Annotated in this window: 8 protein-coding genes; all 8 read left to right on the top strand. The window is 71.0% G+C overall.

The window, feature by feature from the left end; genetic code table 11:
• Positions 1-52: 52 nt before the first annotated feature.
• The 8 genes from FXF65_RS34235 to FXF65_RS34270 all read left to right on the top strand — a co-directional run bounded on the left by FXF65_RS34235 (position 53) and on the right by FXF65_RS34270 (position 12,933).
• Positions 53-916 carry a TIGR03089 family protein gene (locus FXF65_RS34235; RefSeq protein WP_148354221.1) on the top strand — a complete coding sequence of 288 codons (864 nt, stop codon included), beginning with the start codon at positions 53-55 and terminating at the stop codon, positions 914-916.
• 61 nt (positions 917-977) lie between these two features.
• Positions 978-2,402 carry an LCP family protein gene (locus FXF65_RS34240; protein ID WP_148354222.1) on the top strand — a complete coding sequence of 475 codons (1,425 nt, stop codon included), beginning with the start codon at positions 978-980 and terminating at the stop codon, positions 2,400-2,402.
• Between the two features lie 15 nt (positions 2,403-2,417).
• Positions 2,418-3,590 (top strand): acyltransferase family protein, encoded by a 1,173-nt coding sequence (locus FXF65_RS34245; RefSeq protein ID WP_148354223.1) that lies wholly within the window; start codon positions 2,418-2,420, stop codon positions 3,588-3,590.
• A 105-nt stretch (positions 3,591-3,695) separates the two neighbouring features.
• Positions 3,696-4,871, top strand: coding sequence for an acyltransferase family protein (locus FXF65_RS34250; protein WP_148354224.1), 1,176 nt, complete (start codon positions 3,696-3,698; stop codon positions 4,869-4,871).
• Positions 4,872-4,929: 58 nt separating this feature from the next.
• On the top strand, positions 4,930-7,143 hold the full coding sequence (locus FXF65_RS34255; RefSeq protein ID WP_222868877.1) for a bifunctional glycosyltransferase/CDP-glycerol:glycerophosphate glycerophosphotransferase: 2,214 nt from the start codon (positions 4,930-4,932) through the stop codon (positions 7,141-7,143).
• Positions 7,144-7,368: 225 nt separating this feature from the next.
• Positions 7,369-10,779: a bifunctional glycosyltransferase/CDP-glycerol:glycerophosphate glycerophosphotransferase gene (locus tag FXF65_RS34260; RefSeq protein ID WP_148354225.1), complete on the top strand. Its 3,411-nt coding sequence runs from the start codon at positions 7,369-7,371 to the stop codon at positions 10,777-10,779.
• A gap of 172 nt (positions 10,780-10,951) precedes the next feature.
• Complete coding sequence (locus tag FXF65_RS34265) at positions 10,952-11,755, top strand: hypothetical protein (protein ID WP_148354226.1); 804 nt, start codon at positions 10,952-10,954, stop codon at positions 11,753-11,755.
• On the top strand, positions 11,752-12,933 hold the full coding sequence (locus FXF65_RS34270; protein WP_148354227.1) for a glycosyltransferase family 4 protein: 1,182 nt from the start codon (positions 11,752-11,754) through the stop codon (positions 12,931-12,933). Before FXF65_RS34265 ends, FXF65_RS34270 begins: the two co-directional genes overlap by 4 nt.
• The last annotated feature ends 41 nt before the right edge of the window (positions 12,934-12,974 follow it).

Below are 12,974 nucleotides of genomic sequence, written 5' to 3' on the forward strand. Positions count from 1 at the left end.
CCCGGCCGGGCGGTGAGCCGCCGCCGATCATGCGGGCATACGCTCGGGGACCATGAGCGCACACGCCGGGGACGCGACCGGGTCCGCCGAACCGCCGGCCGAGCTGCTGCGGCGGCGCGTCGCGGACGACCCGTCCAGCCCGTTCGTCACCTTCTACGACGACGCTGCGGGCGAGCGGGTCGAGCTGTCCGCGCGGACGTTCGACAACTGGGTCGCGAAGACGGCGAACTTCCTCGTGGACGGCCTCGCCGCCGAACCGGGGACGCGGGCCGTGCTCGTCCTGCCGCCGCACTGGCAGACCGCCGTGTGGCTGATGGCCTGCTGGTCCGCCGGGATCGTCGCGCAACCCGTCGATCCCGGCACGTTCCGCGACGGAACCATCGAACCGCCGCCCCCCTCCGAGCCGTACATCCTGGCGGCCGCACAGGAGGTGCTGGACGACGTGGTCGCGGACGAGGCGCTCGCGGGCGGAGCCGAGGAGGTCGTCGGCCTGTCGCTGCACGCGCTCGGCGGCCCGCTCGCCGACTGCCCGCCCGGCGTCACCGACTACGCGGCGGAGGTCCGCGGTCACGGAGACAGGTTCACTCCCTCTCCGGAGGTGACTCCGGAGGCCCCCGCGTTGAATGTGACAAACGCCACATTCAGCGGAGCGGACCTGGTCGCCGAGGCCCGCGCCGCCGCAGATAGATGGGAGCTGGACGCGCGTGACCGCCTTCTGGTTGACATGCCGTTCGCCACACTGAACGGGGTTCTGACCGGCTTGCTCGCACCACTAGCCTCAGGGGCTTCCGTCATAATCCAACGAAACTTCGACGAAGCCGTTCTGGATCGACGGCTCACCGTGGAGCATGTGACGGTGGTCGCCGGCCCGCTGGGACCGAATGCCGCATCCGAGTCCCCTCGCCGGCTCGCCTGACCTACGCTCTCCTTGCCCTGCCCACCCAGGACCCCGCCCCGCGTCCCGGACCACGGAGCCGATGAACAGCAACCCGATGTACATGGAGTACGTCGACGACGCCGATCCGCAGCCGACGGCGCCGCGACGCGGCTGGCGCATCCTCGGCTGGGTCTGCGTGGGCCTGTCGGTGGTCATGGTGGCCGGCTCCCTCACCGCCTACGGCCTGTACCGCAAGGCGTTCGGGAACATCGCGCACGAGGACGTCAACGCCCAGCTCGGGCCGAACCGGCCGAAGAAGCTGAACAACGCGATGAACATCCTGCTCCTCGGGTCCGACACCCGTGAGGGCGCGAACGCCAAGTACGGCCGGTCGATGAAGAACGAGCCGCCCCGCTCGGACACGATGATCCTGCTGCACCTGTCCCCCGGCGGCGGCCAGGCGATGGGCATCAGCTTCCCGCGCGACCTGATGGTCCGGATGCCGTCCTGCAAGAGCCGCAAGGGCGCGCAGATCCCGCCCCAGTCCCGCGCGCAGATCAACTCGGCGTTCACCAACGGCGGCGCGACCTGCGTCATCAAGACGATCGAGAGCCTCTCCAACATCCGCGTCGACCACTTCATGCAGGTCGACTTCAACGGCTTCAAGTCCATCACGACCGCGGTCGGCGGCGTCCCGGTGTGCCTGCCGAAGGACGTCGACGACCCCAAGTCCAAGCTCAAGCTGAGCAAGGGCAAGCACGTCATCAAGGGCGAGCAGGCGCTCGCGTACGTGCGCGTCCGGCACGGCCTCGGGGACGGCTCCGACACCGACCGCATCAAGCGCCAGCAGAAGTTCATGGGCTCCCTCGCCAGCAAGGCGATGAGCGCGGGCGTGCTGAGCAACCCGCGCAAGATGCTCGCCCTGATGAACGCGGTGACCAAGTCGCTCACCACCGACAAGGAGCTGACGCCGCAGGTCATGATGGACATCGGCCGCGAGATGCAGGGGATGTCCTCCGGCAAGCTGCGGTTCGTGACCGTCCCGTCCGGGCCCGACCCGCTCGACACGAACCGGGTGGCGCTCACCCCCGCCGCGCAGCCGTTCTTCTCGGCCGTCCGCAACGACAAGACGGTGCCGAAGGAGCCCAAGCCGGGCAGCACGACCATCCCGCCGAGCCAGATCCGCGTGCGGGTCTACAACGGCAGCGGCATCGACGGCCAGGCCGGGCGCGTCGCCGACGACCTGGAGTCGCAGGGCTTCCAGGTCACGGTCGGCGGCAACGCGACCGCCGCGACGTCCGCGACCAAGGTGCTGTACGGTTCCGGGGCCGACCAGCAGGCCCAGTCGCTCGCCGCGCTCATCCCGAGCAAGCCCGCGCCGGCCGCGCGCACCCGCGGCGGGACGCCCGGCGTCGTCGACCTCGTCGTCGGCAGCGACTGGACGAACCTGAAGAGCGCCGGCGCCGGCATCCCCAAGCAGCAGGGCGAGATCCGGGCGAACGACGACATCTGCAAGGAGACCTAGACCGGGGGGCAGGCCATGACCTACACCACCGGGCCCTTCGGGGCCGAGACGGCACCGCTCACCGACCGCCCGCTCACCGCGGACCCCGGCGTCCCCGCTCCCGCCGGACCGCCGCTCGCCGAGGGCCCAGCCGGAGGACCGTCCACCGGCCCGTCCGCGGGTGAGGCGCCGCGGCCGCGCAAGGAGCGCGACCCGTACTTCGACAACGCCAAGTACTTCGCGATCCTGCTGGTGGTGGCGGGGCACTCGCTGGCCAACCTGCTGAACGTCCCGGTGGCCAAGGGCCTGTACATCTTCATCTACCTGTTCCACATGCCGCTGTTCATCGTGATCACCGGCTACTTCTCGCGGAACTGGACGTTCGCCGGCGGCAAGGCGCGCAAGCTCATCACCAACGTCGGCGTCCCGTACGTGGTGTTCGAGTTCGCCTACTCCATCTACGACTGGCTGGCCGGGCGCAACGAGCTGGAGATCAGCCTCCTGAACCCGTACTACCTGACGTGGTTCCTGCTCGCGCTGTTCATGTGGCGGCTGTCCACGCCCGTCTGGCAGCAGATCCGCTGGCCGCTCGCCGTCGCGGTCGGGTTCGCGCTGCTGTCGTACATGAGCGACCTCGGCGGGACGTTCGACATCCACCGGGTCATCGGGCTGCTGCCGTTCTACGTCCTCGGGCTCACGTTGAAGCCCGTGCACTTCGAGCTGCTGAAGAAGCCGGTCGCGCGGCCGATCGGCGCGGTGGTGCTGCTCGCCGGGCTCGGCGGCACGTACCTCGTCATGGACCACATGTCGCGCAACTGGATCTTCTGGAAGGACGCCCACTTCGAGCTCGGCGTCGGCAACTTCTACGGGACGCTGATGCGGCTCGCGATGTTCGCCGCCGCGACGGTGCTCGTCGCCGCGTTCCTCGCGCTGGTCCCGCGCCGCCGCCACTGGTTCACCAAGCTCGGCGCCTACACGCTGTACGCGTACTTGCTGCACGGGTTCGTCACCCGGCTGCTGAACTTCACGGGCTGGTGGCACGCCGACTGGATGCACACCATCCCCGGCGTCTTCGTCGTGATCTGCGGCGCGCTCGTCGTCGGGACGGCGCTGTGCTCCAAGCCGGTCGTCCGGACCATGAGTTGGGCGCTGGAGCCCAAGCTGACGTGGGTGTTCACCCCCCTGCGCCGTCCCGGCGCGTCACGCTGAGCGATGCGCCTCGGGCATCCGGCGGGCGGCACGCCCGCGCGGGCACTAGAGTCGCCATGCCTCCCCGTGAACGGCCGTTGAGCACCAAGTGAAGCTTTCGGAGACATGACGGACACCCTTCCCCCACCGCGGAGCACCGCCGCAGCGGGCACCGCCGAACTGGGCACCGCCGAGCCGGGCACCGCCGCCACCGGCGTCGTGCCGGGTACCGCGCCGGGCGTCGAGGCGGCGCAGGCGCCGCCGCCGGGCCCCGGCCCGCGGCGCCGCGACCCGTACTTCGACAACGTCAAGTTCTTCCTCATCCTGCTGGTCGTGGTCGGCCACGTCTGGGAGGTGTTCCGCACCCGCAGCCTCGCGGCGGACGCGGCCTACAGCGTGGTCTACGGGTTCCACATGCCGGTGTTCGTGTTCGTCTCGGGCTACTTCTCCCGCGGCTTCATGCGCTCGACCGACAAATTCCGCGTCATTTTCCCGATGCTGATCGTGCCGTTCGCGATTTTCAACGTCCTTTACCGTTTGCAGCTCGTCTGGCTGAACGGAAATGACTTCCGGCTGCACGAGATTTTCCGTCCCCAATTCCTGATGTGGTTCCTGGTGGCCCTCGTGCTGTGGCGGCTGAGCGCGCCGCTGTGGTCGCACCTGCGGTACCCGGTCGCGGTGTCGGTCGCGTTGTGCCTGGTCGCGGGGAGCTGGAGCTTCAACTCCGACTCGACGCTGTGCCGGACGGCGGCGCTGCTGCCGTTCTTCGTGCTCGGGCTGACCGCCCCGCCGGAGCGGGTCGCGGCGCTGCGCAGCCGCCCGTGGACGCGCTACGCCGGGGCCGCGCTGCTGGTCATCGCGCTGCCGGTGGCCTACGTCTGGCAGCGCGGGGACGTCGTCCCGAAGATCGAGCACGGCGTCCTGCTGTGGAACCGGGGCTACGAGCGCATGGGATTCGGGGCGCTGGAGGGCATGGGGTACCGGCTGCTGGCGCTGGCGCTGGCGGTCGTGCTGGGCGCGGCGTTCCTCGCGGCCGTGCCGCGCGGACGCGCCTGGTACACCGAGCTCGGCACCCGGACGATGTACGTCTACCTGCTGCACGGCCTCATCGTGAAGGGCCTCGACTACGGCGGCGTCCTCGACGCGGACTTCTACCGCACGCCGCTCGGCCTCGTCGCCGTCACGGTCGGGGCTCTCGCGCTCGGCACGGCGCTCGCCACCGTCCCGGTACAGCGGCTCACCCGGAGGGTCGTCGAACCCGACGGCCGCTGGCTGCTCAGGCCCGCGCATCGCCGCACATAAGATTTCCTAGCATCTGCGGGTATAGTCCTGATTCACCGAGCAGTCGATTGGTCAACGCGTGAGCAGTGATTACGGCATCTCCTTGAGCATCATCGTCCCCGCGCACAAAGTGCAGGGGTACATCCGCCAATGCCTGGATTCGATCCTCGACCCGGACCTCCCGAACCTTGAGGTCATCGCGATCGACGACGCGTCCCCGGACGGCTGCGGAGAGATCCTCGACGAGTTCGCCGAAAGAGACTCCCGCGTCCGGGTGCGGCACCTCACCGAGAACGTCGGGCTCGGCCACGCCCGCAACATCGGCCTCGACATGGCGACCGGCGACTACGTCTGGTTCTTCGACAGCGACGACTACGCGACCGAGGGCGCCGTCCGCGCGGTCCTCGACCGGCTGGACGAGACCCGCCCCGACGTGCTGATGTTCGACTACGCCCGCTCGTACTGGAACGGCAAGGTCAAGCGCAGCATCATCAACCACCTGTTCCGGGAGCCGCCCGCGCCGGACGTGTTCACGCTCGCCGACCGTCCGAGCCTGCTGGAGATGTTCACCTCGATCTGGAACCGGGCGATCCGCCGCGAGTTCATGGTCGAGCACGGGCTGCGCTTCAACAGCGGCTACTACGAGGACGTCAGCATCACCTACCCCGTCCTGATGGCGGCGGAGCGGGTCAGCTTCCTCGACCGGGTCTGCTACGTCTACCGGCAGCGCCGCCGCGGCGCGATCACGAAGACGGCGAGCGCCAAGCACTTCGACGCGTTCGACCAGTACGACCGCATCTTCGCGTTCATGGACGCGCTCGGCCCGGAGATGGACCAGTTCCGCCCGCTGATGTTCGACCGGACGATCTGGCACCTCCTCGTCATCATCGAGCGCGCCGACCGCGTCTACCCGTCGGAGAAGCAGCGCTTCTTCGCGGAGATGTCCAAGACCTACAACCGGTACAAGCCGCCGGGGCACGTCCCGCCGGACGACGACGCCCGCCTCGCCGACAAGCACCGGGCGATCGAGCGGAACGACTTCAAGGCGTGGGAGCGGCTCGCCTCGCCCCGGTTCACGGCCAAGGCGAAGAAGAGCGGCCGCAAGGTCCGCAAGCTCCAGCGGCAGGGCGTCGTCCGGTCCAAGCAGCTCGCGAAGGACCGCTACTACCAGCTCCGCCGCCGGCTGCCCGTCGAGGAGGACCTCGCCGTCTTCGCCGCGTACTGGTACCGCGGGTACGCCTGCAACCCGGCCGCGATCTACGAGAAGGTCCGGGAGCTGGCCCCGCACATCCGCTGCGTGTGGATCGTGAAGCCGGGCGGGCGCAAGGCGATGCCGGAGGGCGTCGACTACGTGGTGTCCGGCTCCGCCGAGTACTACCGGACGATCGCCGCCGCGAAGTACTTCGTCAACAACGTCAACTTCCCCGACCACCTCGTGAAGCGGCCGGGGCAGGTGCATCTGGAGACGCAGCACGGCACGCCGCTGAAGAAGATGGGCCTCGACCAGATGGAGTATCCGGTCGGCGCCAACGACATGGACTTCAAGGCCCTGATCGAGCGCTCCGACCGGTGGGACTTCCTCGTCTCGTCCAACCCGCTGTCCAGCGAGGCGTGGGAGCGCGGCTTCCCGTGCCACTACGAGATGCTGGAGATCGGGTACCCGCGCAACGACCGGCTGGTCCGCGCCACCGAGGAGGAGCGGGCCCGGCTGCGCGACGAGCTGGGCCTCGCGGAGGGCACGACCGCCGTCCTGTACGCGCCGACGCACCGCGACTACCAGCGCCACTACTCCCCGATGTTCGACATCGGCCGCGTGATGAGCCAGCTCGGCGACGACCACGTCCTGCTGCTGCGGGCGCACTACTACTACAAGCTCAAGGACATGGCCGCCGACATGGGCTGGCCCGAGGACCGCGTCATCGACGTGTCGGCGCACCCGTCGGTCGAGGAGCTCGCGATCGCCTCGGACGCCCTGCTCACCGACTACTCGTCGGTGATGTTCGACTACGCCAACCTCGGCAAGCCGATCGTGATCTACGCGAACGACTGGGAGACCTACAAGCTCACCCGGGGCGTGAACTTCGACCTCCCCGAGTTCCCGCCGGGCGTCATCGCCTACAACGAGGCCGAGCTGGTCGACGCGTTCGTGTCCCGGGCGCCGTGGAGCGACGCGGCGACGAAGAACCTGGAGGCGTTCCGCGCCCGGTTCTGCCCGTGGGACGACGGGAACGCGGCCGAGCGCGCCGTGCGCCGCGTGTTCCTCGGGGAGAAGATCGCGAACCCGCCGCAATAGCGGCCAACGGACCACGGGGCGCAGCTCCCCGCAGTAACATCCGGTCAAGATCGGCAACTTCTGGACGAGGGCCCTCCCAGGTCCCGCCGCACCCGGCCGCACGGCGCCCGCCCCACCACGTCGGCCGCGCCGTCCCCGGGGTCCGGTCCGGGGCGCCGGGTGGTCCCCGCAGGGAAGCCGTCCGGCACGTCGCCGGTCCGGCCGAGTATCGAAGGAGTGGGTCGGTTGTCCGCCAGCAGGATCAGCGTCGTCGTGCTCTCGCACGGCGCCGGGGAGCGTCTCGCCGACGCCCTCGAGTCCATCGCGGCCCAGACGTTCCGCGACCTTGAGGTCCTGGTCGTGGACGACGGCACCGGCACCGCCGCGCAGGCGGCGCTGCCCGACGACCGGTTCCGGCTCGTCCGGCGCGGGGCGCCGAGCCGCGGCGCTGCCCGCAACCTCGGCGTCGCGGAGAGCACCGGCGAGTTCCTGCTGTTCAACGACGACGGCAACCCGATGCCGCCGGACGCGGTCGCCTCGCTCGTCACCGCGCTGGAGGCGTCCGGCTCCGACCTCGCCGTCGGCCCGGACGCGACCCGCAAGTGGACGGGCCAGGTGTCGGAGTGGAAGCCGCGCGGCACCGCCCCCGCCCCGGCGGCGGGCACCGACCTGCGCCGCGCCCCCGAACTGCTGAACGACCGCCGGATCGGCGGGGCGCTGCTGCGCCGCTCGTTCTGGGACGCGGCCGCGCTGGAGTTCCCCGACGTCAACCACTACGACGACCTCCCGGTGAAGGTGCGGGCGCTGCACCTCGCGAAGGCCGTGGACGTGGTGCCGGACGTCGTCCTGCACCGCCGCGCCGCGCGCTGGCCGCTGACGAGCGAGCTCCAGGAGATCGCGGACGGCTTCGGCGCCGCGAACCTCGTGACGACGTGGGTCGCCGAGCGCGGCGACGTGAAGGAGCTGCGGCGGTTGCAGCTCGCGCTCGTCTCGACCGAGCTGCGGATGTTCCTGGACGTCCTGCCCGACCTGTCCGGCGAGGAGCGGGAGCAGGTCGTCGCGCAGGCCGCCGCGTACGCCAAGGGCGTGTCGCCGAAGGTGTTCGGGGAGACGGCCGCGCTGACCCGGCTGAAGTGGCACCTGGCGGAGTCGGGCCACACGATGGAGCTGGTGAAGGTCGTCCGGTACGAGCGGGGCAAGTCGTCGCCGTCGATCGTCCGCGACCCGGTGCGCCGCTACGTCGTCTACCCGTACTGGAAGGACAGCAAGCTCGACGTTCCGCGCGAGGTGTACCGGGCGCGCGACGAGGTCAAGATGCGCGGCCGGGCGCATGCGGTGCGCTGGGACGGCGACCGCCTCGTCGTCACCGGCGAGGCCTACATCAACTCGGTCAGCTCGCGCCGCCGCTGGACGTCGATCAAGACGGTGACGCTGCGCAACGGCCGCCGCAAGATCGTCACCAAGGCGCGGCAGACGCCGAAGCCGGGCAAGTCGTCCGGCGGCTGGACGGGCTTCGAGTTCGCCTTGGAGGCGGCCAAGCTCAAGGAGCGCGGCGGCTGGGCCGAGGGCGTCTGGGAGGTGCACGCCTCGGTGCTCAACTCGGGCGTGTTCCGGCAGGGCCCGGTCCGCGGCGGCGGCTCCGGCACGGGCGCGCACCCGCCGTACCGGTACGTGGCCGACGACGTGCGGATCGTCCCGAAGGTCGTGGACGAGCGCCTGGTCGTCGAGGTGGAGCGCGTCAAAGCGAAGGCGACGGCGCTGACCTGGGACGACGACACCCTGCTCGTGGAGGTCGAGTCGTCCGACAAGCCGCCCGCGGAGGTCGAGCTGACGCTCGGCGACGCGCGGGTTCCGGTGCCCGTGACGGCCCGGTCCGGCGGCTGGACGGCCCGCGTCGACCCGGCCGCGCTCGACGCGGAGATCAACCCCGACTCGATCGACGACACCCGCGACTGGACGCTGTCCGCGGACGGCAGGCAGCTCGTCCTCGCCGAGGGCGTCGAGGAGGCGCGCCGCACGTTCGGCGCGCTGGAGGTCAGCACCGGCCGCGACCCGAGCGGGTACGTGCGGGTGCGGCGGACGACGACGCGCCTGTCGGTGGAGAGCTGCGTGTGGCGTCCGGACGGGACGCTGTCGCTGTCGGCGACGCACCCGGCGCACTCGGCCGGGCAGATCGTGGTGCGCAGCCGGGGCCGCCGCAAGGAGTACGCGTTCGACCTCGTCCAGGACGACTCCGGCACGCTGCGGGCGGACGTCCCGGCGGCGGCGGTGCCGGGCGTCGCGGGCGTGCTGCCGCTGCGTCCCGGCCGCTGGGACCTGCTGTTCCGGCCGCCCGGCGAGGGCGAGCGGGCGCTGACCGTCCGGCTGACCGAGGCGGCGCAGCGCGCGCTGCCCGGCCCGCTCGAGGTGGCCCGGCGCGGCTACGAGCTGGAGGCCAAGGACGGGCGGCTCGTCGTCTCCGTCACCGGGGACGTGTCGAGCGAGGAGAAGAGCGCGGGCGCGAAGTACCGGGAGGAGGCGCGCCGCCGGGTCGCCCGCGACGGGCTCCGCGACGCGGTCCTGTTCTCCTGCTTCAACGGGCGGCAGTTCTCCGACAGCCCGAAGGCGATCCACGAGGAGCTGCTGCGCCGCGGCGCCGACCTCGAACAGCTCTGGGTCGTCAACGACGCGCAGGCCGAGCTGCCGGACACGCTGAACGCCGTCCGGCTGAACGGCAAGGAGTGGCAGGAGGCGGTGACGACGTCGAAGTACATCGTCACGAACCACCGGCTCGGCGACTGGTTCCAGCGGAACCCCGACCAGGTCGTCCTCCAGACGTGGCACGGCACGCCGCTGAAGAAGATCGGCCGGGACGTCAAGGAGGTCCACTTCGCGTACGCGCCGGGGATGAAGTCCGCGCTCCAGAGCAAGGACAAGCCGACCGGCCCGGCGGTGCCGGAGTGGAGCCACCTGCTGTCGCCGAACCCGTTCAGCACGGAGATCTTCCGCCGCGCGTTCGCGTTCAAGGGCGAGATGCTGGAGGTCGGGTACCCGCGCAACGACCTGCTGCACAGCCCGGACGCCGACGAGGTGGCCCGGTCGGTGCGGCGGCGGCTCGGCATCCCGGAGGGCAAGCGGGTCATCCTGTACGCGCCGACCTGGCGGGACGACCAGTACTACAGCCGGGGCCGCTACAAGCACGACATGCGCCTCGACCTCGACCGCGCGCGGGACGCGCTGGGCGACGACCACGTGCTGCTGGTCCGGCTGCACAGCAACGTGGTGGACGGCGTCCCCGAGGACCCGGACGGCTTCGTCCGCGACCTGTCGCTGTACCCGGACATCACCGAGCTCTACCTGATCTCCGACCTCATGGTGAGCGACTACTCGTCCGTGATGTTCGACTACGCGAACACGCGGCGGCCGATGCTGTTCTTCACCTACGACCTCGCCGACTACCGGGACCGGCTGCGCGGCTTCTACTTCGACTTCGAGGCCGAGGCGCCGGGGCCGCTGGTGGAGACGTCCGACGAGCTGATCGAGGCGATCCGAAACGTCGAGGACGCGACCGCCGGGCACAAGGACCGCTACGCCGGGTTCGTGGACCGGTTCTGCCCGCTGGACGACGGCCACGCCGCGGCCCGCACCGTCGACCGCGTCTTCGGCCCGTCCGTCTGAGCGGTCCGTCCGTCCGAGCGGTCCGTCCGAGCGAGCAGAGCCGCGCCGCGCGGGCGCCGAAACCTCCCGGCCGACTGAGGCCACCGGGGCGGTTACGGCACCCGAGCGGTGTGGTGCCGTTGATAAACTTTGCGCCTGGAATGCGTGGTTTTTGGGGGAAAGGCACGGTCCCTTGGACGCGGTGGCGAACCATTGCAGGGTCGGCGTCGACGACCACCTGCACATCCGCTGGCAGGCTCCGGTAACCGACGGTGACCGCGTCGTCCTGCGGAAGGGCGCGTCCCCCGGCACCCGGGTGGAGACCGTCCGCGGCGACCGGCGCTCGGTGAGGCTGCCGCTCGCCGGGCTCGCGCCCGGCAAGTGGGAGGTCCGGGTCGAGTCGCGCGGCATCGACCGCCCGCTGCTGACGGACGACCCCGGCTTCTCCTTCGACGAGCTGCGCGACTACGCCGCCGGCGCCCGCGACCGGACGGTCCGGGTCGTCCGCGCGGCGGACGGGGTCGTCCGCCTCGTCGTCCGCGAGGTCACCCCGCACGCCGAGGTCGAGATCGTCGACCCGCGCGACGGCGAGATCAGGTTCGAGGGACGGCTCGCCTACGCGGGCCCGCGCCCCGGCGCGGACGCCCGGCTCGTCGCCGTCGCCCGCGACACCGAGGTCACGCTGACCTGGGACGCGCGGCTCGACGGCATCGACTACCGCGCCGCCCTCCCGGTGGACGACCTCGCCGCGCGGGAGCCCGCGCTCTGGGACCTCTGGCTCGACGTCGGTGCGGTGGGCGCCGGCACAGGGGACGCGCCCGACGTGCACGCCCGGCTGGCGTCCCGGCTCGATGACGCGACCGGCAAGCGCGGCAAGCTGTCCTATCCCCGGCAGCTCGTGGTGTCCGGTGAACGGGAGCTGGCCGTCCGGCCGTACTACACGCCGTGGGACAACCTGTCGGTCGCCTGCCGCCCGACAGGGGACGGCGCCCAGTGAGGATCACCTTCCTGCTGCTCGACGCCTTCACGATCGACGGCACGGTGCGCAGCACCTTCACCCTCGCGGACGAGCTGTCCCTCCGCCACGACGTCGACATCGTCAGCGTCCTGCGGGACGGGGACCGTCCGGTGTTCCCGCTGTCCGACCGGGTCGAGCTGCGCTCCCTGGTCGACCTGCGCCCGGACGCGAAGGTTTCATGGCCGAACACGGCGCGCGCCGAGCGGCTGATGCCGGAGCCGTCCGCGCTCGTCCACCCGGAGGAGCGCTGCTACGACAAGTTCTCCGCGTGGACGGACGACCGGATCACCCGGTTCCTGCGCCGTCCGCACACGGACGTGCTGGTCACCACCCGCGCGGGGCTGAACATCGCGGCGGCGCGGTCCGTCCCGCGCCGGGTCACCGTGATCGGGCAGGAGCACCTCCAGCTCGGCATCCACGCGGACGGGATCCGCGCGGAGATCGAGGAGTGGTACCCGAAGCTCGACGCCCTCACCAGCCTCACCAACGCCGACCGCGCCGACTACGAGGCCCTGCTCCCGGACGGGACCTGCCCCGTCTACACGATCGGGAACGGTCTACCCCGCAGGCTCTACCCGCTGTCCCGGCAGGACAACAGGCTCGTCGTCGCCGCCGGGCGGATGGTCTGGATCAAGGGCTACGACCTGCTGATCGGCGCGTTCGCGAAGGTCGTGGAGAAGCACCCGGAGTGGCGGCTGCGGATCTACGGGCAGGGCGTCCGGCACGACGAGCTGCTCCGCAAGGCGACCCGGCTCGGGCTGCACAACAACGTCCTGCTGATGGAGCCGACCGACGACATGGAGGGCGAGCTGGCGAAGGCGTCGATCCTCGCGATGTCGTCGCGGGCCGAGCCGTTCGGCATGACGATCATCGAGGCGTTCGCGTGCGGGCTGCCGGTCGTCGGGTTCGACTGCCCGCGCGGCCCCCGCGAGATCGTCACCGAGGGCCACGACGGGATGCTCGTCCCGGCGGAGGACGTCGACGCGCTCGCCGAGACGCTGATCCGGGTGATCGACGACGAGGAGCTGCGGCACCGGATGGCCGCGAACGCCCGCGCGTCCGCGGAGCGGTTCGGCATCGGCGGGGTGGCGGAGCAGTGGGAGCGCATGATCGCCCAGCTGCGGCGACGGCCCCGCCGCGACAGCGGACGCCGCTAGCACCCCCCGCCCAACCCCGTCTGAAGGCACGGTCACGAGTC

This window comes from Actinomadura syzygii (assembly GCF_008085905.1).
Classification (GTDB): domain Bacteria; phylum Actinomycetota; class Actinomycetes; order Streptosporangiales; family Streptosporangiaceae; genus Spirillospora; species Spirillospora syzygii.